Origin of the sequence: Methylobacterium sp. Leaf94, from assembly GCF_001426045.1 — a bacterium.
Taxonomy (GTDB): domain Bacteria; phylum Pseudomonadota; class Alphaproteobacteria; order Rhizobiales; family Beijerinckiaceae; genus Methylobacterium.
The window spans coordinates 48532-75141 of record NZ_LMRM01000004.1; the positions used below are offsets into that span (position 1 = coordinate 48532).

The 26610-nt window shown below is 72.4% G+C and carries 27 protein-coding genes and 1 riboswitch; of the genes, 13 read left to right on the forward strand and 14 right to left on the reverse strand.

Features of this window, described 5'->3' with window-relative positions; all coding sequences use genetic code 11:
- Window positions 1-5: 5 nt before the first annotated feature.
- Window positions 6-1043 (reverse strand): nicotinate-nucleotide--dimethylbenzimidazole phosphoribosyltransferase, encoded by a 1038-nt coding sequence (gene cobT, locus ASG63_RS03745; RefSeq protein WP_056212212.1) that lies wholly within the window; start codon window positions 1041-1043, stop codon window positions 6-8.
- A 102-nt stretch (window positions 1044-1145) separates the two neighbouring features.
- On the opposite strand from cobT, the gene cobS reads away from it, so the two are divergent.
- The 3 genes from cobS to ASG63_RS03760 are packed head-to-tail and all read left to right on the forward strand — an operon-like array spanning window position 1146 to window position 2917.
- Complete coding sequence (cobS, locus tag ASG63_RS03750; RefSeq protein WP_056212214.1) at window positions 1146-1964, forward strand: adenosylcobinamide-GDP ribazoletransferase; 819 nt, start codon at window positions 1146-1148, stop codon at window positions 1962-1964.
- A gap of 51 nt (window positions 1965-2015) precedes the next feature.
- Window positions 2016-2231 (forward strand): DUF1289 domain-containing protein, encoded by a 216-nt coding sequence (locus ASG63_RS03755; RefSeq protein WP_056212216.1) that lies wholly within the window; start codon window positions 2016-2018, stop codon window positions 2229-2231.
- Entirely contained in the window at window positions 2228-2917 is a 690-nt protein-coding gene (locus tag ASG63_RS03760; protein WP_056212218.1) for a retropepsin-like aspartic protease family protein, read from the forward strand. Before ASG63_RS03755 ends, ASG63_RS03760 begins: the two co-directional genes overlap by 4 nt.
- A gap of 78 nt (window positions 2918-2995) precedes the next feature.
- On the opposite strand, the gene ASG63_RS03765 is transcribed toward ASG63_RS03760, so the two are convergent.
- The 3 genes from ASG63_RS03765 to ASG63_RS03775 all read right to left on the reverse strand — a co-directional run bounded on the left by ASG63_RS03765 (window position 2996) and on the right by ASG63_RS03775 (window position 8139).
- Window positions 2996-6097, reverse strand: coding sequence for an autotransporter family protein (locus ASG63_RS03765; protein ID WP_244479807.1), 3102 nt, complete (start codon window positions 6095-6097; stop codon window positions 2996-2998).
- Between the two features lie 305 nt (window positions 6098-6402).
- The gene (dusA, locus tag ASG63_RS03770) at window positions 6403-7431 is read right to left on the reverse strand and encodes a tRNA dihydrouridine(20/20a) synthase DusA (RefSeq protein ID WP_082501535.1); all 1029 of its coding nucleotides are present in this window, start codon (window positions 7429-7431) and stop codon (window positions 6403-6405) included.
- Window positions 7432-7482: 51 nt separating this feature from the next.
- Window positions 7483-8139, reverse strand: coding sequence for an urease accessory protein UreE (locus ASG63_RS03775; RefSeq protein ID WP_056212222.1), 657 nt, complete (start codon window positions 8137-8139; stop codon window positions 7483-7485).
- Between the two features lie 208 nt (window positions 8140-8347).
- Here ASG63_RS03775 and ASG63_RS03780 point away from each other — a divergent pair, with 208 nt between their 5' ends.
- Window positions 8348-8617 (forward strand): hypothetical protein, encoded by a 270-nt coding sequence (locus ASG63_RS03780; RefSeq protein ID WP_056212224.1) that lies wholly within the window; start codon window positions 8348-8350, stop codon window positions 8615-8617.
- A gap of 89 nt (window positions 8618-8706) precedes the next feature.
- On the opposite strand, the gene ASG63_RS03785 is transcribed toward ASG63_RS03780, so the two are convergent.
- A complete protein-coding gene (locus ASG63_RS03785) occupies window positions 8707-9954 on the reverse strand; it encodes a TIGR03862 family flavoprotein (RefSeq protein WP_056212227.1) in 1248 nt (415 codons plus the stop codon).
- A 188-nt stretch (window positions 9955-10142) separates the two neighbouring features.
- Between ASG63_RS03785 and ASG63_RS03790 the strand changes: the two genes are divergently transcribed.
- Window positions 10143-11168 (forward strand): TerC family protein, encoded by a 1026-nt coding sequence (locus ASG63_RS03790; protein WP_056212355.1) that lies wholly within the window; start codon window positions 10143-10145, stop codon window positions 11166-11168.
- A 168-nt stretch (window positions 11169-11336) separates the two neighbouring features.
- Here the strand turns inward: ASG63_RS03790 and ASG63_RS03795 are convergent, their stop codons facing one another.
- The 3 genes from ASG63_RS03795 to ASG63_RS03805 form a co-directional block, all read right to left on the reverse strand.
- Window positions 11337-12092, reverse strand: a complete 756-nt coding sequence (locus ASG63_RS03795; protein WP_056212229.1) for an N-acetylmuramoyl-L-alanine amidase — start codon at window positions 12090-12092, stop codon at window positions 11337-11339.
- Entirely contained in the window at window positions 12089-12814 is a 726-nt protein-coding gene (locus ASG63_RS03800; protein WP_056212231.1) for a molecular chaperone DjiA, read from the reverse strand. The genes ASG63_RS03795 and ASG63_RS03800 overlap by 4 nt, the downstream gene beginning before the upstream one ends.
- A 157-nt stretch (window positions 12815-12971) precedes the next feature.
- The gene (locus tag ASG63_RS03805) at window positions 12972-13847 is read right to left on the reverse strand and encodes a collagen-like protein (protein ID WP_056212233.1); all 876 of its coding nucleotides are present in this window, start codon (window positions 13845-13847) and stop codon (window positions 12972-12974) included.
- Window positions 13848-14077: 230 nt separating this feature from the next.
- Here ASG63_RS03805 and ASG63_RS03810 point away from each other — a divergent pair, with 230 nt between their 5' ends.
- Together ASG63_RS03810 and ASG63_RS03815 are read left to right on the forward strand one after the other, a co-directional pair.
- Window positions 14078-14920, forward strand: a complete 843-nt coding sequence (locus ASG63_RS03810) for an ImuA family protein (RefSeq protein ID WP_244479808.1) — start codon at window positions 14078-14080, stop codon at window positions 14918-14920.
- A complete protein-coding gene (locus ASG63_RS03815) occupies window positions 14817-16397 on the forward strand; it encodes a Y-family DNA polymerase (protein ID WP_082559164.1) in 1581 nt (526 codons plus the stop codon). The genes ASG63_RS03810 and ASG63_RS03815 overlap by 104 nt, the downstream gene beginning before the upstream one ends.
- A gap of 695 nt (window positions 16398-17092) precedes the next feature.
- On the opposite strand, the gene thiC is transcribed toward ASG63_RS03815, so the two are convergent.
- A complete protein-coding gene (gene thiC, locus ASG63_RS03820; protein WP_056212238.1) occupies window positions 17093-18985 on the reverse strand; it encodes a phosphomethylpyrimidine synthase ThiC in 1893 nt (630 codons plus the stop codon).
- An 80-nt stretch (window positions 18986-19065) separates the two neighbouring features.
- Window positions 19066-19174, reverse strand: a riboswitch (TPP riboswitch).
- 149 nt (window positions 19175-19323) lie between these two features.
- Here thiC and ASG63_RS03825 point away from each other — a divergent pair.
- Complete coding sequence (locus ASG63_RS03825; protein ID WP_056212240.1) at window positions 19324-20058, forward strand: BA14K family protein; 735 nt, start codon at window positions 19324-19326, stop codon at window positions 20056-20058.
- A gap of 108 nt (window positions 20059-20166) precedes the next feature.
- Here the strand turns inward: ASG63_RS03825 and ASG63_RS03830 are convergent, their stop codons facing one another.
- The 3 genes from ASG63_RS03830 to ASG63_RS03840 form a co-directional block, all read right to left on the reverse strand.
- On the reverse strand, window positions 20167-20421 hold the full coding sequence (locus tag ASG63_RS03830; RefSeq protein ID WP_056212242.1) for a hypothetical protein: 255 nt from the start codon (window positions 20419-20421) through the stop codon (window positions 20167-20169).
- A 125-nt stretch (window positions 20422-20546) separates the two neighbouring features.
- Window positions 20547-20768, reverse strand: coding sequence for a hypothetical protein (locus ASG63_RS03835; protein WP_056212244.1), 222 nt, complete (start codon window positions 20766-20768; stop codon window positions 20547-20549).
- A 186-nt stretch (window positions 20769-20954) separates the two neighbouring features.
- A complete protein-coding gene (locus ASG63_RS03840) occupies window positions 20955-21752 on the reverse strand; it encodes a hypothetical protein (protein ID WP_056212246.1) in 798 nt (265 codons plus the stop codon).
- 264 nt (window positions 21753-22016) lie between these two features.
- On the opposite strand from ASG63_RS03840, the gene ASG63_RS03845 reads away from it, so the two are divergent.
- From ASG63_RS03845 to ASG63_RS03855, 3 genes are all read left to right on the forward strand, one after another.
- A complete protein-coding gene (locus ASG63_RS03845; protein ID WP_056212249.1) occupies window positions 22017-22862 on the forward strand; it encodes an alpha/beta hydrolase in 846 nt (281 codons plus the stop codon).
- Between the two features lie 25 nt (window positions 22863-22887).
- Window positions 22888-23262, forward strand: coding sequence for a hypothetical protein (locus ASG63_RS03850; RefSeq protein ID WP_056212251.1), 375 nt, complete (start codon window positions 22888-22890; stop codon window positions 23260-23262).
- Between the two features lie 208 nt (window positions 23263-23470).
- Window positions 23471-24565 (forward strand): acyltransferase family protein, encoded by a 1095-nt coding sequence (locus tag ASG63_RS03855; RefSeq protein ID WP_056212360.1) that lies wholly within the window; start codon window positions 23471-23473, stop codon window positions 24563-24565.
- 4 nt (window positions 24566-24569) lie between these two features.
- Here the strand turns inward: ASG63_RS03855 and ASG63_RS03860 are convergent, their stop codons facing one another.
- Window positions 24570-25427 (reverse strand): glutamine amidotransferase-related protein, encoded by an 858-nt coding sequence (locus tag ASG63_RS03860; protein WP_056212254.1) that lies wholly within the window; start codon window positions 25425-25427, stop codon window positions 24570-24572.
- A 145-nt stretch (window positions 25428-25572) separates the two neighbouring features.
- Here ASG63_RS03860 and ASG63_RS03865 point away from each other — a divergent pair, with 145 nt between their 5' ends.
- Window positions 25573-25866, forward strand: coding sequence for a hypothetical protein (locus ASG63_RS03865; RefSeq protein WP_056212256.1), 294 nt, complete (start codon window positions 25573-25575; stop codon window positions 25864-25866).
- 10 nt (window positions 25867-25876) lie between these two features.
- Here ASG63_RS03865 and ASG63_RS03870 read toward each other — a convergent pair whose 3' ends face one another.
- Complete coding sequence (locus ASG63_RS03870; protein ID WP_056212257.1) at window positions 25877-26086, reverse strand: hypothetical protein; 210 nt, start codon at window positions 26084-26086, stop codon at window positions 25877-25879.
- 180 nt (window positions 26087-26266) lie between these two features.
- Between ASG63_RS03870 and ASG63_RS03875 the strand changes: the two genes are divergently transcribed.
- Window positions 26267-26590 (forward strand): hypothetical protein, encoded by a 324-nt coding sequence (locus ASG63_RS03875; protein WP_056212260.1) that lies wholly within the window; start codon window positions 26267-26269, stop codon window positions 26588-26590.
- The last annotated feature ends 20 nt before the right edge of the window (window positions 26591-26610 follow it).

The following is a 26610-nucleotide window of genomic DNA, read 5'->3' on the forward strand; positions in this document are numbered from 1 at the left end:
GGGCGTCAGCCCGCGCTGCGCTCCGAGACCCCGGCCTGGGCGAAGGTCGCCATGTCCCGGTGGCAGGCGAGCGCGCCTTTGAGGAGGCCCAGGGCCAGGGCCGCGCCGGAGGCCTCGCCGAGGCGCATCCCGAGGGCCAGCAGCGGCACGAGGCCCAGGCGCTCCAGCACGTCAGCATGGGCCCCCTCCGCCGAGACGTGCCCGGCGAGGCAATGGTCGAGGAGCGTCGGGTCGAGCCGGTGCAGGAGCGCGGCGGCGGCGGTCGCCACATAGCCGTCGAGCACCACCGGCACCCGCTGCAGGCGGGCCGCCAGGATCGCCCCCGCCATGGCGGCAATCTCGCGGCCGCCGAGGCGCGCCAGGATCTCCAGGGGATCGTCGAGGTGGCCGGCATGCTGGGCGAGGGCCGCCTCCACGGCCGCGACCTTGCGGGCGAGCCCCGCCGCGTCGACGCCGGTTCCGCGCCCGACCCAATGGGCGGCCTCTCCCCCGTAGAGGGCCGCGTAAATCGCCGCCGCCACGGTGGTGTTGCCGATGCCCATCTCGCCCAGCGCCAGGCAGTCGGTCCCGGCGGCCACCGCCTCCATCCCGAAAGCCATGGTGGCGACGCAGGCCTTCTCGTCGAAGGCCGGCCCGACCGTGATGTCGCCCGTGGGCATGTCGATGGCGAGGTCGAACACCTTGAAGCCCAGGCCGTAGGCGGCGCAGATCTGGTTGATCGCCCCGCCGCCGGCCGCGAAGTTGTCGAGCATCTGGCGGTTCACCGCATCCGGGAAGGCCGAGACGCCCCGGGCGGTGACGCCGTGGCTGCCGGCGAAGACGCAGACGAGGGGACGGTCGAGGCTCGGCTGGCCCTTGCCCTGCCAAGCGGCGAGCCAGGAGACGAGATGTTCCAGGCGCCCCAGGGAGCCGGCGGGCTTGGTCAGGGTGGCGTCGCGCTCGGCCACCATCGCCACCGCGTCCCGGTCCGGCCCCGGCAGGGATTCGACGAGGCGGCGGATGTCGCCGAAGGGGCTCTCGGGGGCGGTCGTCTCGGAGGTCATGGAGCGATTCCGGTGGCCGGCCCCGGTGCCAGGATGGCGGGCCGCCCGTCGCGGGAGCTATAACGCTCCGGGCACGGGTGGTGAAGGCGAGGCAGGGTCGCGATGAACGAGGAGGCCGAACCCGCCTTTCCGGGGGCCCGCCTGGCCTACGACCTGGCGGGCTGCCTGCGCTTCTACTCCCGCCTGCCCGTGCCGGCGCTGCCCGGCGAGGGCGACCCGCACGCGGTCCCGGACTTCCGCACCCTCCCCCGGATGCTGCCCCTGGCGGGCTTCCTCCTCGGCCTGCCCGGAGCCGGGGTGCTGCTCGCCGCCTGGGGCCTCGGCCTCGGGCCCTTCCTCGCCGCCGCCCTCGCGGTGACGGCGGGCGTCCTGGTGACGGGGGCCCTGCACGAGGACGGCCTCGCCGACGTCGCCGACGGATTCGGCGGCGGGACCACGCCCGCCCGGCGCCTGGAGATCATGCGCGACAGCCGCATCGGCGCCTATGGCGGCGTCGCCCTGATGCTGTCCCTGGCCCTGCGGATCGGCGCCCTGGCGACGCTCCTCGACCGGGTCGAGCTCCTGGCGGCGCCGGCCCTGCTGCTGGCCGCCGCGCTCTCGCGCAGCGCCGCCCTGGCGCCCCTCGCCCTGCTGCCGCCCGCCCGTGCGGACGGCGCCGGCGCCGCCGTGGGACGTCCGAGCCGGCGGACCCTGGCCACCGCCGGGGCCCTCACCCTCCTCGTCGCCCTGGTGGCCCTGGTCCTCGGCCTTCCGGTGCCCGGCCTCGTCCTGATGCTCGGCCTCGGCCTCGGCGCGTCCCTCGCGGTCACCGCCCTGGCGCGACGGATGATCGGCGGGCAGAGCGGCGACGTGGTCGGTGCCGCCCAGCAGGCGGCCGAGATCGCCGCCCTCATCGGTCTCCTGGCGGCGGTCCCCGCCTGATCCGCGGCCGGACTTGATCCGGACGCCATGGCCCTGGCATGGACAGGGGCGATGACCCAGCTCCGCCCCAAACCCTCCAGCCCCTGCACGAAGCTCTGCCTCCTCGATGCGGCCACCGGCCTGTGCGAGGGCTGCGGCCGGACCCGCGACGAGATCGCCCTCTGGGGCTCGATGTCGGAGCCCCAGCGCCGGGCGGTGATGGCCACGCTGGACGCACGCCTGCGGAACGCCTTCCCGACCCGGGCCCCGGCCCCGGCGGCGTCATGATCCTGGTCGGACTGCTCATCCTGGGCGGCGCCCTGGCGGTGCTGCTCCTGTCCGATGACACCCAGCGCATCGCCGGGATGGAGCCGGACCAGTTTGCCCAGCTCGCCATGAGCGCCGGCCTCCTCGCCGTGGTGGCGGCGGGATTCTGGCACCAGTTCCGGGGCCGCATGAGCGCGAACCTGACGGCCCTGCTGCTCTGGGGCGCCCTTGGGGCCGCCCTGGTGGCCGGCTACGCCTACCGCGACGACGCCCGGATCATCGGCGACCGGATGCTCGGGGCCTTGCGCCCCGGCAGCGCGGTAACGGGGTCGGACGGCACGGTGACGATCACCCGGCGCAGCGACGGCAACTTCCACGTCCGGGCCGAGGTGAACGGCCAGCCCCAAGGCTTCCAGTTCGACACCGGCGCCAGCTCCGTGGTGCTCACCGCCGAGAGCGCGGCCGCCCTCGGCATCCGCCCGGCGGAGTCCGAATTCAGCGTCCGGGTCTCCACCGCCAACGGCGTCACCGTGGCGGCCCCGGCCTTCCTCGACAGCCTCCGGGTCGGGGGTATCGTCGCGCGGCGGGTCCCGGCCCTGGTGAGCCGGCCGGGCGCCCTGCGCGAAAACCTCCTCGGCATGAGCTTCCTCGACCGCCTCGCTTCCTTCGAGGTCCGCGGGGACCGGCTGGTGCTGCGCGGCCGCTGAGGTTCTTCGCCGAAGGAGACGCCGCCCGGCCGACGGGGCGGGCGGCGTCTTCGCGTCTCCGACCCGGCCGGTCGCGTCTCAGAACCGGTAGGTGAAGCTGCCCTTCACCGCGTGGTCCTGGCCGCGTTCGCCGACCTGGCCGGTATAGGCCACGCCCAGGGTGGTGGCGCGGTCCACCCGCACGTCGAGGCCGGCCTCGGCCACCAGCGCGTCCCGGCCGATCGGCGTGCCGGCCACGAGGAAGCTCGGACCGGTGCCGAAGCCGAGGAGCGCCTTTGGCACCACGTCGCCATAGGCCCGGCGATAGCCCATCAGACCGTGCAGGGACACCGGCGCCCCGGAGCCCAGGCCCAGGTCCAGGCTGGTCTGGCCGCGCACGCCCACCGTGGAGGTCGCCACCTCGGTGGTCTGCGCCGCGCCCGTCAGGGCGGCGAGCCCCCCGGTCTCGGCGAAGCGGTCGCGCCCGATCGACACGTAGGCCCCGCCCACGAAGGGCTCGAGGTAGGTCGGCTGCAGGGCGGACGCCTGGAGCGCGAGCGCCGGCGCCGCACCCAGCACGATCCGGTATCCGATTTCGCCGAAGCCCTGCAGGGTGGAGCCGCCGATGCGGGCCGTGTCGCTGTCGGAGACGCCCGCGAAGGTCACCGCCCGGCGCAGGCGGCTCGCCTGGTCGGCATAGACCGCGCCGAGGCGCAGAGCGAAGGCCCCCCGCGCGAAGCCGCCATAGATGCCGCCGAAGCCGCTCTCGATCGTGCCGGACGCGAGCCGTCCGGCGCTGTCGAGGCTGGTCAGCGTGTAGCCGCCCGTGAACCCGAGGCGGAAGCCGGCTTCGAGGCGCAGATCGGCGCCGAGCACGAAGCCGGAGGTCTGGCGCGCCAGGGACGCGGCGTTGCCGTCACCGCGGGCCTGGCCGAAGCTGCCGAAGCCCTGACCCCAGAGCCCGAACACCTGCGGATCGAGCACCCGCATGGGCACGGGCACCACCGGGGCGGCCCGGCCCGGCAGGTCGGCGGTGTAGGTCGCCGGAAGGGCGCCGTAGTCGGCGGCCTCGCCTGCGCCCCAGCGCAGGCGGTCGAGGATCGCTTCGCGCACGAAGAAGGCGGTCTCGAACTGGGCGCCGGCCGCGCTGGCGTGGATGTCGCCGGTAAGCGCCCCGAAGGCGGCGCGGGCCTCGGGCGTGCTCAGCCCGACGGTGCGGCCGTAGAGGGCGGCGCCCGCCCCGGCCGCCTGGATAGCGTCGGCGACGCTGCCCTGGTTGCGGGTCTGGGCGATGGTGGAGAAGGCGACGTCGTTGCGGGTCAGGGTCAGGTCGACCGCGTTCGCGCCATAGCCCAGGGTGGGCGTCAGGAAGGCGAAGTTGGCGGTGACGCCGGAGAACTGGCCCTGCACGCCGCCGCCGGCGGTCAGGACGGTGTAGCGGGTGCGCGGATCGTAGGCGCCGTCGGCCGCCAGCACCTGGACGGTGCCGCCCGACAGCGTCGCGGTCCCCGTCACGGCGAGGCGGTCGGCCTGGCCGGCGGCGTTGGCCTCAACCCGGAGGGTGGTGCCGGCGGCGAAGGCGGCGTTGCCGGCCACGTTCAGGGTGCCGATGGAATTGCCCGGCGCCACCACGGCCCCGGACTGGGCCACGAGCCCGCCCATCGTGCCGGTGCCGCCGAGAAGACCGCCCGTGCCCACCGTGACGGTCCCCGCGATGGTGCCGTTGGCATAGAGGGCCCCGGTCTGGCCGATGGTGACGTCGGTGGCGACACGGTCGCTCGCGGCCATCGACAGCGTGCCGACGACGTTCCGGAAGTAGCCGGCGGCGCTGTAGAGGTCGATGCGCGCCCAGTAGCTCAGCGGCATGCCGTAGAAGGCGCTGAGCGCGTTCGTCTCGGTGTTGACGATGATCTGATTGATCGTGCTGTCCTGGAGCGCGCCATAGAGGCCGCCTTTCGGCGCGATCTGCGCGGCCGCGCTGCTGCTACCGCCATACAGAGGCGCAAGCAGAATGGCGGCATCCGGCCCGCCGGCAGGTGCGGCTTCGCGCGGCGCCTCGGCGAAGGTGAGGACCGGCAAACCATAGGTCAGGCGCGACTGGTACAAGGCCTGATTGGCGGCGGACGGGAGATAGGGGTTGCCCCCCGTGTTGGCCGCGCTCGTGGCGCAGGTCGCGACGGCGGCGCCGCAGCCGGCCGACAGGTAGCTCTGGAGTTCGCCCTGGGCCTGGGTGAAGAGCGAGGTCAGGTTGATGGCCGTGCCGGTGGTGGCGGCATTGTCGATATAGGCCGGGTTGGTGAAGGCCTGCGCGAGATTATAAGCCGAGAAGGCGCGACTTCCGATGATGTCGAGCGGATAATGGACGCCGAGCACGATGCGGCTGTCGCCGAATTCCGAGCCGCGCATGAGCATGCTCTGGTAGAGCGACGGCGTCAGCATGCCGAGCAGAATCGAATCGGTAATCCCGTAATTGGTGTGGCCGCTGGGGAACGAAGGGTTGGTGGTCAGGCCATTGATCGAGGTCGGATCGAACGGGTCGATGCCGTTCGGACGGACCTGGACCGGGCGCGAACTCCCGTAGACGTCCTGTCCGGCTTGCGTGTTGGTCACGCCGGCGGCGATATCGAGGACGCTCGTCGTCGTGTTGGGCAGCCCGTTGAAGCGGGGCAGCGTGTATCCGGCAGGCGCGACGGCGGGAACCGGGACATAGCCGGCCGGCATCACGCTCGGATTGTTGGCCGCACCGTTGGCGAAGTAGTTCTTCGCGACGCCCAGATCGGAGCTGGTGAACTTGTAGGCCCGGTTCAGGAAATCAAAAGTCCGGGCCAGCGGTCCCGTCGTGTCCGTGCTGGCGCGGATGCCCTGCTGATAGAGCGGACCCAGCACCGGGCCGTAACCACCCACCGGCTGGATCGGGTTGATCGTGCCCGGCATTCCCGGATTGCTCTGGATGGCCTGGAGCGGGAGGCCGCCGGCCAGATTGTCGGCCGGTCCGAGCTTCACCACCGATCCGTCGACCAGGGTGATCGAGCCGAGGAAGGGGGTGCCGCCCGGCAGGGCCTTGCCGCTGATGGCGAGGGCGCGCTGGTCCGGCGTCGATTGGTTGTTGATGGCGATGGCTTGCGAGAGGTTGCCTTGCAGCGTCGCCTGGCCAATCTCACTCGCGTTCAGGGACAGTAACGGTGCGAGCAGGTTCAGCACATTGGCATTGGACGGCGTGATAGTCGCGGTCTGTGCCTGCGCCGAGGCTATACCCGATGCCGCGAGAATGATGGCCGCACTCGAAACACTGTATTGGAATCGCATCGTTCGCCCCATCGAATCCGCTGGTCGGATCGATGGTTGAAATACCGAAAACTACAGCCGCAAATTGTTCATAATGATGTCACAATCTAAGCTGTGATCTTGCGTGCCATATCAGCAACAACCCCAATGCACTTCCTGAATATTGCGCCAGCAAACAAGAAGACGCCCGCTTCTAGTTATAAAGGCCCGGACGGGAAGGCTCAGGCGGCATCCTGTGCCCCGTCCCTGTCCGGAATGGCCGGATCGGAAGCCTGACCGCCGCGGGAGACCCGATTCACCGCCTCCCGCAGGGTCGCGAGGCCGGCCTCGGGCTGGAGGCCGAAGGTGGAGAGATGCCGGCGATAGGCGCGCGCGCCCGGGCGGCCGTTGAACAGGCCGAGCATGTGTCGGGTCACCGCGTGCAGGCGCACGCCCTCCTGCAGCATTCCGGCGAGGACGGGCTCGAAGGCCGCGATCGCGGCGAACGGGTCGGCCGCCGGGGCGGGCTCGCCGAACAGGACCGGATCGACGTCGAGGAGGATCGCCGGGTCGCTGTAGGCGGCCCTGCCGATCATGACGCCGTCGACCTCCGCCAGACGGGCGACCGCGTCAGCGAGGGTGGCGATGCCGCCGTTGATGGCGATGGGCAGCGTGGGATGGGCCCGCTTCAGCCGGGCCACCCGCGGATAGTCGAGGGGCGGCACGTCGCGGTTCTCCTTGGGCGACAGGCCCTGGAGCCAAGCTTTGCGGGCATGCACCACGAGGCCGTCGACGCCGGCCGCGACCACGGCGTCCGCGAGGGCGTCGAGGGCCCGCTCTGGGTCCTGGTCGTCGACGCCGATGCGGCACTTCACCGTGATCGGCACCGACACGGCCGCCTTCATGGCGGCGACGCAGTCGGCCACCACGGCGGGCTCGCGCATCAGGCAGGCGCCGAAGCGCCCGTCCTGAACCCGGTCGGACGGGCAGCCGACGTTGAGGTTGACCTCGTCGTAGCCGAAATCCTCGGCGATGCGGGCGGCGTGCGCGAGGTCGGCCGGATCTGAGCCGCCGAGTTGCACCGCCACCGGGTGCTCCAGCGCGTCGAAGCCGAGCAGCCGGTCGCGCGGGCCGTGGATGACCGCCCCGGTGGTCACCATCTCGGTGTAGAGGCGGGCGTGCCGCGACAGGGTGCGGTGGAAGGCCCGACAGTAACGGTCGGTCCAGTCCATCATGGGGGCGACGGAGAAGCGGAGGTCGCGGGCGATCATCCGGCGGACATAACGGTCCGCGCCGCCGGCTTCAACGCGGGGCGGCTCCGCTCAGTGGTCGTGATTGCAGTCCGGCCCGTGCACGTGGCCGTGCGCGCCGTGCTCTTTGGCAGGGTCTTTGGCATGATCGTGCGCGTGGGCATGATCGTGCCCATGGGAATGGGTGTGCGCGTGATCATGGCCGTGATCATGGTCATGCCCCGCATGGGTATGGCCGTGGTCGTGATCCGCGTGGTCGTGCGCGTGGTGCCCGTGATCGTGATGATCGTGGCCGCACTGGCTGTGGTCGTGGGCGGCGCGCTCGGGCTTGAAGGCGCGGGTGACCGGCGTGGCGGCGCAGCCCTGGCCGCGCACCAACTCGGCGGCGCTGCGGGGCACGTAGAGCACCTCGGCGGCGATCTCGGCCGGCACGTGGCTGCCGCCGAGCTGCCAGGCGAGGCGCAGGAGCCGGGCCGGGTTCTCGGCGCGGACCTCGAGGAGCGGCTCGCCGGCGGCGCGGATCGCGACGAGGCGCCCATCCTCCAGGCGCAGGGCATCGCCGTCCTCGAAGGCCGCCGCCTTGGCGAGCGCGAGGGTCAGGCTCAGCCCGCCTTCCCCGGTCAGGCTGTCCGGGGGGGCCTGCCGGGCGGCATGGTCGAGCACGATCGTGTCGACGATCGCATCGGCGCGGACGGCGACCTTGCGGACGATGGCGGTGGCGCGCTGCATGGAGTCCTCGCGGCGGGATGGGCGGACGGCGCCGCCCGGATGGGCCCTGATCGGCGCATCACTAGAGGGTTTTTCGACGAAACGGAAAGGCGGGACGGAACCTGAGCCGTTTCGCGTGCATTTCTCGCGCGGAATGCTTAAGCTCGGGCGGCACGAACATCACGGCCGAAGGCCGGGTCACGACGACGCACAAGGGAGTCTCGGAACCATGAAGAAGCTCATTGCCGCCACCCTCGCGGGTGCTCTCGCCCTCTCGGTCGGCGCCTGCAACACGCCGCAGGACCGCGCCCTCGGCGGCGCCGGCCTCGGCGCCCTCGCGGGTGCCGCCATCGGCGGAGCCGCCACCGGTCGCGCCGGCGGCGCGCTCGCGGGTGCCGCCATCGGCGGTGCCGGCGGTGCCATCGTCGGCGCCTCCACCGCCCCGCGCTGCCCCTACGGCACCTACCGCGACGCCTACGGCGACGTGTACTGCCGCTGAGACCCGGCAGCGCGCGGCCCGGAACGGCCGCGCCGGACCATCAGGCTCCCTCTCCCCCGAGAGGGAGCCTTTTTCGTGAGACGGCGTAATCACGCGCCTCGGGCGGCCTCCCGCTCCATCCAGGCCAGCATGCCCGCCGCAGCCGCGCGGCCCGAGGCGAAGGCCCCCTGGAGGAGGTAGCCCCCCGTCGGGGCCTCCCAGTCCAGCATCTCGCCGGCCACGAAGGTGCCGGGCCGCCGGACGAGCATGAAGCCGGCATCGACGTCGCCGAAGCGGACCCCGCCCGCCGTGGAGATCGCCCGGTCGAGGCCGCGCGGCGCCAGGAGACGGAGCGGTACCGCCTTGATCAGGGCCGCCAGGGCCTCGGCGGCCACGGGCAGCGGGTGGGCCGCCTCGCGCAGGAGGCCAATCCCAACGGGCGTCAGTGCGGCGGCCTTGCGCAGGCGGTTGGCGAGGGAGAGCCCGGGTTTCGGATCGCGGAGCGCCCGTGCCAGCGTGGCCTCCTCCACGTCCGGCCGGAGATCGATCTCCAGCTGGGCCTCGCCGCGTTCGGTGGCGGCCCGGATTCGATGTGCGAGGGCGTAGATCGCCCCGCCCTCGATCCCGTCGGCGCTGATCACGGCCTCGCCGCGCACGCGGATCCCGTCGAGGCTGAGGGCGATCCGCTTCAGGGGCGTGCCGGCGAAGCGCGCGGCGAAGACCGGCGACCAGGCCACGGTGAACCCGACATTGGCGGGCTTGAGCGGCGCCACCGCGATGCCGTCCCGTTCGAGCAGGGGCACCCAGGCGCCATCGGAGCCGAGGCGGGGCCAGCTCGCGCCGCCGAGAGCCAGGAGGACCGGGCAATGCGCGGCCTCGACCCGTCCGTCCGGGGTCTCGAAGACCGGGCCGCCCGCGTCCGACCAGCCGGTGAAGCGGTGACGGGTGCGGATGCGGACGCCCAGCCCGTCGAGGCGCTGGAGCCAGGCCCGGAGCAGCGGCGAGGCCTTGAAGGCCTCGGGAAAGACGCGGCCGCTCGACCCGACGAAGGTCGGCTGGCCGAGGTCGTCGCACCAGGCGCGCAGGGCGCTCGGCGGAAACGCCGCGATCGCCCCGGCGAGGGCGTCCTCAGCCGGCTGGTAGCGCGCCAGGAAGGCCGGTAGCGGCTCGGAATGCGTGAGGTTGAGCCCGCCGCGTCCCGCGATGAGGAATTTTCGCCCCACGCTCGGCATCCGGTCGTAGAGGGTCACGGCGTGGCCGGCCTGCGCCAGCACCTCCGCCGCCGCGAGGCCGGCCGGGCCGCCCCCGATCACCGCGGGGCCGCGAGCCTCGCGGCCGTTGCGTTCGCTGTCAGTCATGCGCTTTGGGAAGCCGCCGGGGGCCGGCCCTGTCAAGCGTGACGGCCCGATGCCCTTGATTCGCCCGGTTCAGAGTCCCAACTGCGCCTCATCGGCTGCGGGCCCCTCTGGCGGGATGCTGCATGATGCGTTCCGTGATGTCGGAGCCGATGCTTTCTCTCCTCAAGAAGCATCGACGGTCCTGCGTCATGGTTGATTTTCTGTATTACGAGTGGCTCGGCAAGCCCGTGTGGATGTGGCTCGGGTTCCACGCCCTCGTGGCCGGGTTGCTGGCCTTCGATCTCGGACTCCTGCATCGCGACAAGAATCACGAGATCGGCGTGAAGGAGAGCCTGCTCCTCACGCTGTTCTACTTCACCCTGGGCATGATCTTCGGCGGCTGGGTCTGGTGGTATCTCGGGCCCCAGGCGGGCCAGGAATACGTCGCCGGCCTCGTGGTCGAGAAGTCGCTGTCGATGGACAACGTCTTCGTGATCGCCGTCATCCTCACGGCGCTCGGCATCCCCCGCGCCGCCCAGCACCGGGTCCTGGTCTGGGGCATCCTCGCGGCCGTCCTGCTGCGTGGGCTGATGATCGGCCTCGGCGCGGCCCTCGTGCACCAGGCCGCCTGGGTGCTGTCGATCTTCGCCGCCTTCCTGATCTTCGCCGGCCTCAAGATGCTGCTCTCGAAGGACGAGGAGCCGGGCGACATCCGCGAGAACCGGGCCGTCCGGTTCCTGCAGCGGGTCCTGCGCATCACGCCCGAGCTGCACGGGCAGCACTTCGTCGTGCGCAAGCCCGACCCGAAGACCGGCAAGACCGCCCTCTGGCTGACGCCCCTGGCCCTGGCGCTCATTCTCGTGAACGGCGCCGACGTGATCTTCGCCGTCGACAGCGTGCCGGCGATCTTCGCCATCACCACCGACACCTTCGTGGTCTACACCTCGAACATCTTCGCGATCCTCGGCCTGCGCGCGCTCTACTTCGCCCTGGCCGCGATGGTAGACCGCTTCGCCTATCTCAAGACGGCGCTGGCCTTCATCCTGATCTTCATCGGCGGCAAGATCGTGGTCGCCGACACCTTCGACCTCGTCCACGTGCCGCCGTGGGTCTCCCTCGCGGTCACCGTCGTGTTCCTCATCGCGGGCATCGCCTACAGCCTGTGGCGCACCCGCGGCTCGGTGACGGAAGAGGCGCACGGGCATGGCGGCGGGGCGGTACAGCACCGGGCCTGAGCCGGCTCCCAGAGGTGAGCCGGGATCTCCCGGCTTACCCGAGCGGGATCGCAGGCCGCACGCCCGCGAAGTGCCCGTCGGCCCTGGCGCAGGCGCCTTCCTCTCCCGGGGCTCCGCGCCCACCCTCTTCCGCAGGAGGACGCGAGCGGAAGCGCGCCCTCTCGTCCCCTACCGTCCCGGCAGCGCCGCGATCAGGTCCCGCAGGGTCGTGATCGTCGAGGCGTCGGCGACACCATCGATGCGGGCCGGACGGAAGTGGCGCTGGAACGCCGTCACCACCGCGCCCATGCGGGCATCGAAGGTGGCGCTCACCGGCAGGTCGTAGCCGTAGAGGGCGAACATCGCCTGCAGCGCCTCGATCGGCGGCCCGGCATCGCCCTGCGCGAAGAAGCGGCCGTCGCGGATCGGGGCCGGCGGCACCCAGTGGCCGATGCCGGCGCGGGCGAGGGTCTCCCAGGGGAAGTGCTCGCCCGGGTCCTCCTTGCGCTCGGGGGCGATGTCGGAATGGGCGAGGATCCGGTGCGGAGCGAGGCTCCAGCGCTTGGCGAGATCGCCGCACAGGGCGATCACGGCCTCGATCTGTGCCGGGGGGTAGGCCGGCAGGCCGCCCGCATGGCCACCATTGACGATCTCGACGCCGAGGGAGCGCGAATTCACGTCGCTGAGCCCGGCCCAGGAGCCCTGGCCCGCGTGCCAGGCCCGGCGCCCCTCGGGCACCATCTGCACCACGCGGCCGTCCTCCAGCACCACGTAATGGGCCGAGACCTCCGCCACGGGGTTGGCAAGGCGCTGCAGGGCGACGGCCGCGCTCTCCATGCCGGTGTAGTGCAGGATGAGGAGATCCACCGGGCCGGACCGCCGCTCGCCGTGATTTGGCGACGGGTGGACGCTGGTGGCGACGGCGCTCTCGGGCGTCGGTTTCACGTGAGGCCCCGTTCGGCGCTGATCCGGTCATAGGCGGCGTTGATGGCCGCGAGCCGGCGGGTGGCGATGGCCACCGCCTCCGGCGGCAGGCCGCGCGCGATGGCCCGGTCGGGATGGTTCTCCCGCACCAGGGCCCGGTGGGCGGCCTTCAGCCCGGCATCGTCGACGTCGTGGTCGAGGCCGAGGACGAGGTAGGGATCGTCGGAGAGCCGGACGTGGCGGGCGGCGATGCGGCGGAACGCGGCCTCGTCGTAGCCGAAGGTCTCCGCCACCGCCCGCAGGTAGCGCTCCTCCGCCTCGTGGATGGCGCCGTCGGCCTTGGCGATGTGGAACAGGCCGTCGAGGACGTCCTCCAGCAGGGCCGGCTCATCGTGGAAGGTGGTGGCCAATTGCCGGGCATAGGCCTCGAAGCCGTTCGCGGTGCCCTTGGCGAGGTCGAACAGGCGCTGCACGCCGGGCCGGGCGCGCTCGTCCACCTGCACCACCTTGGCGAAGGCCTCCACCTCGGCCTGCGTCACCACGCCGTCGGATTTGGCCATCTTGGCGGCCAGGGCCACGAGGCCGGTGGTGAAGACCACGTCGCGCGGCGTGGTGCCGAACAGCGCGCCCTCGCGGTCGACCAGGAAGTGCCCGGCCACCCCACCGACGAGGCCGCCGAGGGGACCGCCGATGGCGAGGCCGAGGCCGGCCCCGCCGAGCTTGCCCCAGATGCCCAGGGTCATCGGACGACCCCGCGGGTGCAGGGAACGGGGCTGGCAGGGGCAAGGAGCATGGACGGTATCGACACGGGTGGGATCGACTTCGGCGCGAAACGAAGCGCGTCCTTACACCGGACGGCTCCGTTTCGGCGAGGGGCGATCGCCCGGGTCGTTCGTCCCCTCAGCGCCGGGCGCAGAGGCCGACGAGGCCCTGGCTCTCAGTGGGGCAGGCCGCGCTCAAGGTTCCGTCGGCGCCCGCCGTCACGATGGCGCTGCCGCCCTTCAGGCAGAGGGCCGAGGCGAGGATCTCGGTGCCCTCGCAGGTGATCGCGCAGCCCGAGGCCGGGCAGGTGTCCTGGCGCACCACACGGAACGGGGATGCGGGTGCGGCGGCCGCCAGGGCGGCCTGACCGGGCTCGCCCTTCTGACCCGCCGGGCCGCGCTCGCCGGCCGGCCCCTTCGCGCCCGTCTCGCCCTTCGGTCCGGCGTCCCCCTTCGGACCCGTCTCTCCCTTGGGGCCGGGTTCCCCCTTCGGTCCGGCCTGGCCCTTGGCACCCGGCTCGCCCTTGGCACCCGGCTCGCCCTTGGGCCCCTGGGGACCGGGCAAGCCGGCGACGCCCTGCGGGCCGGCGGGGCCGGTCTCGCCCTTGTCACCCGTGTCGCCCTTCTGCCCCGTCTCGCCCTTCGGGCCGGGCTGGCCGGCGGGGCCGCAATTGGCGATGACCGCCTCGCGCTCGTCCTCGCCCGCCTTCAGGGTGGCGATGCAGTTGGTGGGCACGTAAGGCAGGCGGAAGACGAAGCGGCCCCGGCTGTCGGCGATGATCGAGATGTCCTCGTCGAGCACCACCACGGTGCCGGGCTTGCGCACGCTGCCGGAGATGCGCAGGTCCCCGTTCTCGAAGCGGGCATCGTAGACCTGGATCGGCTGCGACACGACCTGGGGCCGGCGCGCCTTGGCCTCGCCCCGGGGCTGGGCCGCCGTCTGCGCGGCGGCGGGGAGGCCGCCCGCGACGGTGATCAGGCCCGACAGGACCACGAGGGCACGAGCGAAACGCATGGAGTTCTCCCGGCTGATCCGCGTCTTGTGCGCGGCGGTGAGGAGTGCTGCCCTGCCCTCGCTATAGGGTCAAGCGCGGCGGATCGGCCGGCCCGGAAACCATCGTCCACAAGCGTCCACAGCCGTCCACAGGCCAAGTCCCTGTGGGCAGGCGAAATTCCGAATCCCCCCGGAAACCGATTGAGTGTGTTCCTGTTTTGTTCTTAGCGTAGCGGGATGGAGCGGAGCCGATGAGACAGAGCCCTGAAGACCCTCCCGATGCCGAGACCGAGACTTTGCCGGCGGATCCGCCAAATCCGGATGCCGCGAATCCGGGTGCGCCCCCGGATCTGGCGGCCCTGCGCGCCCTCGTGGCCGATCGCGGAGGCGCATCCGTCCTCAGGGGCGCCCTGCCCCTCGGCATCCACGACGTCGATACGCGCCTCGCACAGGGCGGCCTCGCCCTCGGTCAGTTGCACGAGATCGCCCCGGCGCAGGCGGGCGACGAGCCGGCGGCGCTGGGCTTCGCCCTTGCGCTGGTGGCGCGCCACCTCGCCCGGGTGCGCGGCGAGGCCCTGCTCGTGGCTGGCCGGGGGCATCCCCTCCCCTACGGGCACGGGCTGGCCGGGCTCGGCCTCGATCCCGGCCGCCTGCTGCTGTTCGAGGTGGCGAGCGACGGGGACGCCTACCGGGCCCTGGAGGAATCCCTGCGCGCGCAGGGGCTGGCGGCCGTGGCGGGCCTCATCGATGCCGCCCTGCCCCTCGCCCAGAGCCGCCGGCTCCACCTCGCGGCGGCCCGGACCGACCTGCTCCTCCTTGTCCTGAGGCCGCCGGAGGCGGAGAGCCCCAACGTGGCGGCGACACGCTGGCGGGTCGCCGCCGGCAAGGCCCTGCGCGACCGCTTCGGCTGCATCGAGCGGCCGTGCTGGCAGGTGACCCTCGACCGGAGCCGCAATGGGCGGACCGGACATTGGCTTCTGGAGTGGGATCATGCCGCGCATCGTTTCGGTCTGGCTGGAGCACTGGCCGGTCACGCGGCTGAGGCGGACGCAGGCGCCGTCCGTCCCGAGCGGCGCGCCCAGCGCTCGGGCTGACGGCGACCGCGACAGCGGCCCGATGGTCGTGGCCGCCATGGAGACCAACGGCCTGCGCCTGGTGGCGGTGGATTCCGCCGCCCGCGCCCTCGGCCTCGTGCCCGGTGAAACCCTGGCCCGGGCCCGCGCCCGGATCGGGACGCCGGTCGCCGTCCATCCGGCCGATCCGGAGGCCGACGCCGCCGCCTTGCACCGCCTCTGCCTGTGGGCCAAGCGCTACACGCCCGTCGTCGCTCCCTACGGCCCGGCGGAGGGCGGCGACGGGTTCTTCCTCGACATCGCGGGGGCGAGCCACCTGTTCGGCGGCGAGGCCGCGCTGCTGGAAGACCTCGCCCGGCGGCTGTCGACCCGCGACATGCCGGCCCGGATCGCCCTCGCCGACACGCCGGCCTGCGCCTACGCCCTGGCGCGCCACGGCGGGGGCGGCCTCGTGGCCCCGGGCTGCAACGCGGAGGCCCTGCACGCCCTGCCCGTCTCGGCCCTGCGCCTCGATGGGGCCACGGCGCAGGCCCTGGCCCGCCTCGGCCTGCACCGGATCGGCGACCTCGCCACGGCGCCCCGGGCGCCGCTGGCCCGGCGCTTCGGCGAAACCCTGCTGCTGCGCCTCGACCAGGCCCTCGGATACCGGCCCGAACCCCTGGTCACGGCCGAGGACCCGCGCGAATTCCAGGCGGCGCGCGGCTTCCTCGAACCGATCGGGCAGCCGGAAACCATCGTGGCCACCGCCATGGGTCTGATGGAGGGCATCGCCCCCCGGCTGGAAGCGGCCGGCCTCGGCGCCCGGGCCGTACGGCTGACCCTGACCCGCGTCGATGGGATCCTGCGCAGCCTCGACCTCGGCCTGAGCCTGCCGACCCGCTGCCCGGCCCAGATCGGACGCCTGCTCGCCCTGCGCCTCGACCGCCTCGGCCCGGCCCTCGATGCCGGCTTCGGCTTCGAGACGGTGGGCCTCGAGGTCACCGCCACGGGCCCGATCGCGGCACGCCAGACGGCCCTGATGGAGGCCCCCGGCGGGGGCGAAGGCACCGAGCATCTGGGCGATGCCCTGCGCCAGCGCCTCGGCCGGCGGATGATGCGCCTCGGGTTTCGCCAGACCCACCTGCCCGAGCGGGCCGAGGCCGTGGAGCCGTGGCGCGCGAGCCTCCCCGCCCAGGCGGGCCGACCCGATCCGGGAGCCCGCGCGCGCCTGCCGCCGCGCCCGCTGGTGCTGCTCAGCCGGGGCGAAGCGGCCGAGGACGTCATCGCGCTGGCCCCCGACGGGCCGCCGCACCGCTTCCGCTGGCGCCGGCGCCTGCACCACGTCGCCCATGCGGACGGACCCGAGCGCATCGCCGACGAGTGGTGGCGAGCGCCGGGTCCGCTGCGGGACTACTACGTGGTCGAAGACGAGGCCGGCCGCCGCCTCTGGGTCTATCGCGAGGGCTTCCCCACGATGGAGGCGCCCGCGCGCTGGTTCGTGCACGGGCTGTTCGCGTGACGCGACGGGGGAGAACCGCGCCGGGGCGATGCCGCGCCCCGCAACCTGTGATAGCACTCCGCGCGATCGGGCACGCCGGCCCGGGGCGGAAACGCAGGGCCATCGGAATGATCCCCACCGGACGGGCGTGGAATCGGGTGCGGCCGTTCGCGGCGGCGCTGCCGGGGATCGTCCACGTCCCGACCTCGGACGCCGCGTCGGACGCTCGCGGCCGCGCCGCCTTCGTCGCGGCTCATCGCTGCGAAGTGGTCGCGCGGCTGAGCAGCATCCACCTGCACGGCCCGCGCAGCACGTCCCGGGATCGGTTCCTCACCGTGAGCATCGTCCGGACGGATCAGCGCTACGTGCAGTGCATCTTCTTCGACGAGGATACGCGGATGGGCTGCGAAGCCGCGTCGGGCGGGTGTGCGCAGGGGCCGGAGGCGTCTGGCGATGTCCTGCCCGACTCCACGAAGGCGGCCCTTCACCGGCTGGGCTTCGTGCAGCTCCGGCGGAACGAGAACTATGAGCGGGAGATTTCGCTGGGCACGCCGCCCGACTTCGATGCCGCGGCCGATCTCATGATCGGCACGCTCTACGATGCCTACGACGCGCGCGCACACGCCTCTGGAATTCCACGCACCGCGGGCGGTCCTTCCCCGCGATGCCTGTCCCGGGCCGGTCAGCGAAAACCAGCCGGCCCGGGACGCGGGGGCCTACTCCGCCGCGTCGACGTAGAGCTTGCCACCCTCGGCCTGGAACTCGGCCGATTTCGCCGCCATGCCGGCCTCGCGCTCGGCCGCGCTCAAGGGCGCGGCCTCGCCCAGCACCTGGCCGGCCGCCTCCATCGCCAGCACCTCGGCGCGCAGGTCCTGCGTGATCTTCATCGAGCAGAACTTCGGGCCGCACATCGAGCAGAAATGGGCGACCTTGTGGGCGTCCTTCGGAAGGGTCTCGTCGTGGTAGGCGCGGGCGGTGTCGGGATCGAGGGAGAGGTTGAACTGGTCCTCCCAGCGGAAGTCGAACCGGGCCCGCGACAGGGCGTCGTCGCGCAGCTGCGCCGCCGGATGGCCCTTGGCGAGGTCGGCGGCATGGGCCGCGATCTTGTAGGTGATTACGCCTTCCTTGACGTCGTCGCGGTTGGGCAGGCCGAGATGCTCCTTCGGGGTGACGTAGCAGAGCATGGCGCAGCCGAACCAGCCGATCATGGCGGCGCCGATGCCCGACGTGATGTGGTCGTAGCCGGGGGCGATGTCGGTGGTCAGCGGGCCGAGGGTGTAGAACGGCGCCTCGCCGCACTCCACGAGCTGCTTCTCCATGTTCACCTTGATCTTGTGCATCGGCACGTGGCCGGGGCCCTCGATCATGGTCTGGCAGCCCTTGTCCCAGGCGATCTTGGTCAGTTCGCCCAGGGTCTCCAGCTCGGCGAACTGGGCCGCGTCGTTGGCATCGGCGATGGAGCCGGGGCGCAGGCCGTCGCCGAGCGAGAACGACACGTCGTAGGCCCGCATGATGTCGCAGATCTCGTCGAAGCGCTCGTAGAGGAACGATTCGCGGTGCCCGGCCAGGCACCAGCGCGCCATGATCGAACCGCCGCGGCTGACGATGCCGGTGACGCGGCGGGCGGTGAGCGGCACGTGGGCGAGGCGCACGCCGGCATGGATGGTGAAGTAGTCGATGCCCTGCTCGGCCTGCTCGATCAGGGTGTCCTTGAAGACCTCCCAGTCGAGCTTCAGCGGGTCGCCGCCGACCTTCTCCAGGGCCTGGTAGATCGGCACCGTGCCGATCGGCACGGGCGAGTTGCGCACGATCCACGAGCGGATGTTGTGGATGTTGCGGCCCGTCGAGAGGTCCATCACCGTGTCGGCGCCCCAGCGGGTCGCCCAGACCAGCTTCTCGACCTCCTCGGCGGCGGACGAGGTCACGGCCGAGTTGCCGATGTTGGCGTTGATCTTCACGAGGAAGTTGCGGCCGATCGCCATCGGCTCCACCTCGGGGTGGTTGATGTTGGCCGGGATGATGGCGCGGCCCCGGGCCACCTCGTCGCGCACGAATTCCGGCGTGATGAAGGCCGGCAGGGCGGCGCCGAAGCTGTTGCCGTCGGCCAGGGCCGCCTGGGCGCCCTCCAGCATCGTCTCGCGCGCCAGGTTCTCGCGGTGCGCGACGTAGATCATCTCCTCGGTGATGATCCCGGCGCGGGCGAACTCGTACTGCGTCACCATCTGGCCGGGCGCGGCCTTGCGGATCTCGCGGGTGGCCGGACACGGGGCCACGAGCTTGTCCTCGGGCACGAAGCCGTTGTCCTCGGGCTTGACCGCGCGCGGGGTCACGGTGGCGTAGCCGCGCCGGGCGATCCAGGGCTCGCGCACCAGCGGAAGGCCGGCCCCGAGGTCGATCCCCGCATCCGTCTCCGTGTAGGGACCCGACGGATCGTAGACCCGCACCGGCGCCTCCTTCGGATCGCTCAAGGTGATCTCGCGGAACGGTACCCGGATGTCGTCGTGCCCGGCCACCGCCGCGTAGACCTTGCGCGAGCCCATGATCGGGCCGGTGGTCACCGTGGGCGCCTGCCCCTGCGGCAGATCCTTCGGAAGAACGGGTGCATTCATCGGGTTCGCTCCTGGCGTGGGAGACGATCCGGACTCGCGAACGGCGGTGTCGGATGGGACGACGCCTGAACATGCGCGCCGCGTCTTGGAATTCCCGTCCCTCCGCCGGTACGAACCGGATCAGGTTCAAGGGTCAGGGCGTCGCGCCCAATCTCAGCCCCCGCACTCGGAGCTCCCCTCGGAATGCTTCCAGATTCGAGGTCTGCGGCCGTTTTGTCAATCGCCGGCCCGACGAACTGAGACGGAATAGGGCCTGAAACGAACTTTATCGTCAGGCCCCGCGTTCCTTTACCAGAAGTTCGATCCTCGGGATCGGCATGCGAACGACAGGTTCTCCCATGAAGCGCATACTCCTGGCATCGGCCGCCCTGGTCGGGGCCCTCTCGATGATTCCCGCCTCCGCGGACGCACGTCCGGGCGGCGGCGGTGGTTTCCGTGGCGGTGGCGGCGGCTTCCACGGCGGCGGCCTGGGTGGCGGCGGATTCCGCGGCGGCAACTTCGGCGGCGGTGGCTTCCGCGGTGGTCTCGCCCAGGGCGGCGGGTTCCGCGGCGGCAATCTTGGGGGCAACTTCGGCGGCGGCGGGTTCCGCGGCGGCCTCGCGCAGGGTGGCTTCAACCGCGGCGGGACCATCGGCGTGGGCGCCGGTGCCGTCGGTGCCGGGGCGGGCCTCGCTGCTGGCAACGGCTTCCGGGGTGATCGCGGCGGCTTCAACCGCGGTGGGTTCAACCGGGGTGGCGCCTATGCCGGGCGCGGCTACGGCTACCGTCGCGGCTATGGCGGCCTCGGCCTCGGGCTCGGCCTGGGTCTCGCCGGCGCCGGGATCGGATACGGCCTCGGCAGCGCCTATGGCGGCTACTACGGCGACGACTATTACGCCGGCGGCTATGCGCCGGCCTATTACGGCGGTTACGCGCCCTATGGTGGCGGCTATGCCGCGACGGGCTACGAGGCCACCCCGGAGGTCGCGACCAGCGGCGAGGACGTCGCTTACTGCGTCCAGCGCTTCCGGTCCTACGACCGCCGCACCGGGACCTATCTCGGCAATGACGGTCAGCGCCACGCCTGCCCGTAACGGCTGACAGGCTCCGGGACGATCAGAAGGGGCTCCGCCGCGCGGCGGGGCCCTTTCGCGTCCGCGGGGCACTTTGATCGGGGGTGCGGAGGCCGGACGCGTCGGGCCTCACGAGCCCTGCAGGCTCTCGGCGAAGTCGTCCGGCACCTCGCCGAAGCTGCCGAGGATCGTGGCACTCTCCAGTTCCCCCGTCTCGTCGTCGGCCACGACCTTGATCGCCGCCGTCCCGGGAAAGCGGGCGGCCATCGCCTCGGCCTTCTTCAGGGCCCCGCTCTCCGTCACCGCCACATCACGGTCGCCCGGCGAGAGCCGCTTGCGCTTGAGCACGAAGGTCTGCACCAGGAACGTCGTCTTGAGGGCCATCGCAGGGTCTCTCCACCGGGCCGCGCCGGATCGCGTCGGATCCGGATACCGAGCGCATCTAGCACGAAAGCCCGGTTCCCACGCGACCCGAACGCCGCGGACAGGACCGGGCCGCGCTCCTCCGCTCAGGCTATCGGTTCGTGTGGTGCCTCGAGCCGCTGGATCAGGCGCCCCCCGTCCCAGAGCTCGACCGAACGGCCGTCCATGAAGGCCCGTGCCCGCTCCAGCGCCTCCGCCTCGGTGCAGCCCGCGAGGGACTTGGTGTGAAGGACGCGGCCGGCATTGTTCAGCAGCAGCACGCGGTAGGCCGACGGCGGCGTCCCCTGCCCCGGCGCATCGTCCCGCATGCCCCCCTCCCGCCTCGACGATCGCGACGGGCCGGTGCGTCGCCCCGAATTCAAGACGAACCGCGCACCGGCTCCGCATGGGTCGCAAGAGTACGGCTCGGCTCGTTAACGTACACACCGCATCGGCAAATCATTCCACGATGGGTTCAAGTCTTCCGTTCGCGGTGGTCGCGCCGCACGAGCGGATCACCACAGGCGCACCAGCCGGAAACCTGCGATCACATCTGCGAGATCGATGCCGAGCAGGTCCGTCAACAGCAGGCTGGCGCGGAACAGCGGCCGGGTGAAGGCGGCGGAGACGAGGAAAAGACCCAGCAGCACCAGCCCCGAATGCCGGGCCATCCGGTCCGCGAAGGCCCAGGGCGGGGATGGCGGCGAAGCCGGCGGGCCGGAGAGCCAGGGTCGGACGATGCCGTAGCCGTCGAGCCCTGGGATCGGCATCAGACCGAGCACCAGGGCTGTGCCCTGGAACAGCACCGAGACGGCGAGCACCGCACGCAGCGTCTCGGCCCCCGGACTGGCCAGGGCATAGAGCAGCGCGAGAACGACGAGGAAGAGGACGCTCATCGCCGGGCCGGCGGCGGCCACCGCCGATTGCCGTCCCCGGCTCAACCCGGCCTCGGGCGGACCGCCGACGCGGCCTGGCAATCCCACGCCCCCCGGAAATCCCACGCCCCCCATGACGGTGAAGAGCGCCGGCAGCAGCATGGTCACCACGGGGTTGGGGGCCCGCAGGGGATCGAGGCTGAGCGCGCCGGTCGGGGGCAGGCCCCAGGACAGAGCGGCCCGGGCATGGCCGTATTCGTGCAGGCACAGGCCCAGCACCCAGCCGGACATCAGGAACACGAAGGCGGCGCCCGAGCCCGCGAGCGCCCCGGCGCCGATGCCCAAGCCAACCCCGCAGAAGATCAGCCCGATGAGGAGCGCGTTCGGGCTCAGGCCGGGACCGCCCATGCCCTCCGCGCGGCCGGACGCGTCCCTCATGCCGCGCCGCGCCGGACCGGTGCGGGCGAGGTGGACCGGTGACGCGTCGTCAGGAGGCGGCTTTGGGGCCGGAGGCCGCTTCGGGGAGGGACGGGCGCGGGAGCATTCACGCGACGCAACATCGCTGGTGACACGCCAAAGTCCAGCCCTACCTCTCGGGGACGCCCCAGTGTCCCCTCCATCCCCAGGGTCCGGCGCGGTTCGGCGCCCCGCCACGACGGTCCGGGGTCGTCGCTCGGTCGCGGCCTCCCCTTCATCGAGCGCATGCGCCTTCTCGCTTCCCTCGTGGCCACCGCCATCCTCGGTCTCTCCGTCCTGGCCGTGACCCTGCTGACCGTCTTCCAGCGGCACCTGATCTATCCGGGCGCCTTCCGCAGCCGAGCGCCCGCCCCCGCCCGGCCGGCGCCCCCGGGCACGGAGGCGATCAGCCTGCCCACGGCCGACGGCGAGCGGCTGTTCGGGTTCTGGCGCGCGCCGGAGCCGGGCTGTCCCGTGGTGCTCAGCTTCCACGGCAACGGCTCGCGGCCGGAGCCCGGAGCGGCGCGCTTTGCCGGCGCTCCCTGGCGCGGGGCGGGCTGGGGCGTCCTCGCCATCGCCTATCGCGGCTATCCCGGCTCGACCGGGAGTCCGAGCGAGGCGGGGCTGATCGCCGACGGACAGGCGGCCTACGCGATGGTCCAGGCGCGGGTCCCCGGAACCCCGGTGCTGCTACACGGCCACTCCCTCGGGGCCGCGGTGGCGGTGGCCCTGGCCGAGGCCCGGCCGCATCTCGGCCTCTATCTCGAGGCGCCCTTCGACTCCCTCTCCGCCATCGTCGCCGGGCGCTTCCCCTTCCTGCCGACCAGCCTGCTCCTTCGGGACACCTTCCGGTCCGATGCGCGCATCGCCGCCGAGGGCGGTCCGATCGTCATCGTCCACGGCCGGGACGACCCGGTGGTGCCCCTCGCGCATGCCGAGCGGCTGGCGGCGCAGGCCGGTCCGCGCACGCGCCTGACGGTCATCGCCGGCGACCACGTCTCCATTCTCGGGACCCAGGACCGCGAGGCCGCGGCCGTGTTCCAACCGAACGACCCCGCCCAGCGCCGGCCTGTTCCGGCAGCGGTCCACTGACGCACGCATCCGACGGGAGACACCCTTGGGACGACGAGCCCGACTCTGGCGCGACGACGACCCGGCGACGCACGGTCCGCAGGCCAAGCCTCCGGTGATCTGCCCGCTCTGCGAGCGGCCGATCCCGCCCCATGCCAAATCGAGCCTGCACCACCTGACCCCGAAGCTGAAGGGCGGGGCGCGGGCCGGCACCGTGCGCCTGCACCAGATCTGCCATTCGGCGATCCACGCCCGCTTCAGCGAGGCCGAGATCGCCCGGCGCCTCGCCGACGTCGATGCCCTGCGGGCGGCGCCCGAGATGGCGGAGTTCCTGGCCTGGGTCCGCACCAAGCCGGACGACTTTCACGCCGCGACCCGCATGACCCGCGACCGCCGGGGCGCCAAGCGCGACCCGCATTGAGGGCGGCGAGAGGTGGCCGCACGCGGGCAAGGCGTGGCCCAAACCGGAGCCGGTGACGGCCCGGCCTTTACCCTCCGTTCGGCATGATCCGCGGGCGGTCCTCGCCGTATCGCCATCCTTAAGACCTGGCGCCGAAGGATCGCGGTCCTGTGGGCAGGAGCGGATCATGGCGGCGGTCGCGGTGGGGCAAGGCACGGCGGAAGGAACGATGGACGGAACGGGGCAGCGCGCAGCGGGATCCCCGCGGGATGCCGCCCGGCTCGCCTGGGTGGATGTCGCCAAGGGCCTGTGCATCATCCTCGTGGTCATGATGCATGCGACGCTCGGCACCGGGATCGCGATGGAAGGCGAGGGCTTCCTGCACACCGTGGTGGCCTTCGCGCGCCCGTTCCGCATCCCGGACTTCTTCCTGCTGTCGGGCCTGTTCCTCGGCCGGGTCATCGACCGCGACTGGCGCCTGTTCCTCGACCGGCGCCTCGTGCACTTCGTCTACTTCTACGTCCTCTGGGTGCTGATCCAGTCAACCTTCAAGTACGGCCCGATCACCGACGGAGCCGGGCCGGGCGCCTTCGTCGCCCACCTCGCCCTGGCGGTGGTCGAACCCTACTCGACCCTGTGGTTCATCTACCTGCTGGCGGTGTTCTCGGTGCTGACCAAGGCGCTGCGGCCGGTGCCGACGGCCTGGCTCCTCGGCGGGGCGGCACTGCTGCAGGTCCTGCCGATCCATACCGGTTTCGAACTGATCGACGAGTTCTGCGACCGCTACGTCTGGTTCCTGGTCGGCTACCTCTTCGCCGCGCGCATCTTCACCTTCGCCGATCTCGTGCAACGCCACGCCCGCGCCGCGCTGCTCGGCCTGGCGCTCTGGGCCGTGGTCAACGCCGCGATGGTCTTCGTCCCCACGGGCTTCCCAGCCGTGCCGGTCCTGGCGAACCTCCCGGGCCTCGCCCTCGTCCTGAGCGGCGCCGGCGCCCTCGCGATCGTCGCCATCGGGGCCCTGATGTCACGGGCCGGCGGGCCGGTGACGGCGGCGCTGCGGGCCTGCGGCCAGCGCTCGATCGTGATCTACCTCGCGTTCTTCCTGCCGATGGCCCTCACCCGCACGCTGATCGTGCGGTCGGGGGCGATCACCGACATCGGTTGGGCGAGCCTCGTCGTCACGGTGGTGGCGATCCTGGTTCCGCTGGGCTTCGATCGGATGATCCGTCACACGCGCCTGTCGTTCCTGTTCGTGCGACCGCGGGCCTTCCACATCGTCGGCGCCCGCCCGCGGCCGGGCGCTCCCGCCCTGCGCGCGGTCTGAGCCCTCAGGCCGCGGCCTCGACCCGCGGCCGGACGAGACGGTCGAGGAAGTTCCCGATCTCCGCCCGCCGGCGGGCCGGCTCCAGCAGGTCGGGGCCGAGCCGGTGGCGGGCGATCCGGTCCCGGTGTCCCTCCGGGTCAGCATGGATGCGGCAGAGGTCCGCCGCATAGGCCTCCACCGCCGCGCGGTCGGGCAGCGCGCCCGCCTCCACCACGTCCTCGGCGCTGAGGCGCAGCATCGCGGCCAGGGCGTCGAGATCGAGTTCTGGGTGGTACTGCGTGCCCCAGAACACGCCGGCCCCGTGCCGGATCTCGATCGCCTGGACCGACAGGACCGCGTTGCCCGCCAGCACCGTGGCGTGGGCCGGCGGCGTGATGACGGCGTCGAGATGCATGGCGGGGGCATCGAAGCGCTCGCCCCGCCCGGCGAGGAGCGGGTGCGCCCGCCCGGCCTCGGTGCGCACGAGATCGCGCGAGAATCCGTATTCCGGACCCTTCGGGGCGCGGGCCGCATGGCCGCCGGCCACCACCGCGGCGACCTGGACGCCCCAGCACGAGCCGAAGACCGGAAGCCCGGCGCCGAGGGCTTCGCGCACGAGGTCGATCTGGCGCCGCACGGCGTCGGACGCGTCGCAGACGTGGAGCGTCGATCCCGTGAGGAAGAGGGCGTCGAAGCCGGCGAGCCGCGTCCCGGGGGACAAAGCCGCATCGGCGTCGGCCGGGGTGATCAGGGTGCAGTCGACCCCGGGTGAGATCTGGCGCAGGACCTCCGCATAGGCTTCCGCCGAGGTGACGCCGGTGGCTGAGACGTGATCGGCCCGTCCGGACCGGTCGTTCCCATCGGCCACGAGGAGGTGCAGCATGGATGCGGTCCCATCCGGCCCCGGGGGCCGGCCAAAGGGACGGGGAACGATCCCTGACTGCCCTCGTTCCCGTCAGGCCGGACGCCGGATCGCCGCATGGCGGTCGGCGGCGATTCGCACCGAGAGCCCACGATCGGAGGCTTCGATGGCCACGCCACGTCCCGCGACCGCCCCGCTCGGTCGCGCCCGCCCTCGGTGGGCATCCCTGGGTCTCGCCCTCGCCGGTCTGGTGCCCGGCCTCGCTCCGGCGCCCGCCGCGGCGCAGTACATGGCCCTGACCGCCCCCGCGCCGAAACCGGCCGCGCCCGAGCCGCCGAAGCCGGTTCCGCCGCCGACCCGCGCGGCGGAGCAGGCCTTCGACGGACACCTGCCGAACCAGCGCACGGGACACGGGCGCGAGCGCGTGGTGCGCGACATCTGCATCGGCTGCGACCGCTGACCCCGATCGATCAGGTGTCCGCGCGGGCGCCTCGCGTGATCGCCTCCACCATGCCCTGCGACAGCCGCACGAACTGGCCGGTGCCATGCCCGCGCGCATCGAGGAGTTCGGCGAAGACCGGCTTGGCCGGCTCGTAGGCCAGGGCGTCGCGGGACCGCGGCCTTCGGCGCTTCTCCCGGAGGCGGTCGGCAAGGGCGGCAGGAACGAACGGATCGCGCAAGTCCGGCAGGCTCCTCGTCATGGCCCGCGCGGGTGGGAACCCGCCGGGCGAGGCCCGGGCTTAGGTCCAGGGTGGTTGCGGGAAGCTTAAGGCCGGGCCGCCCGTCACGCTCAGAACCCGCGATCACGGAACCGTATTCCCGCGGCCGTGGTTGGGTCTGCCGAACAGGGAGAAAACTTGATGTCTGACAGCGTGTTGGCGACCGTGACCGTTCCGTCTCTCAGGGCCGCCCGCGTGGCACGGGATCGTCTGTCGCGCGCCGGCTTCGCCCGCAACAGCATCGAGATCGACCGCGTGGACGACGACGCCTTCGAAGTGTCGATCGCGACCCGGCCGGAGAACCATGCCCGGGCCGAGCGCATCCTCAGCGGCTCGCCCCTGGGCAACGACCTGCGGGCCGCAGGACAGGCCGCGGCGAGCCGGTTCCAGGACAATCGCGGTCTCGCCCTCGGTCTCGCGGCCCTGGCGGGCTTCGCCCTGTTCGGCCTGATGCGCCGGGACTAGAACCACCCGCAAGACCCTCG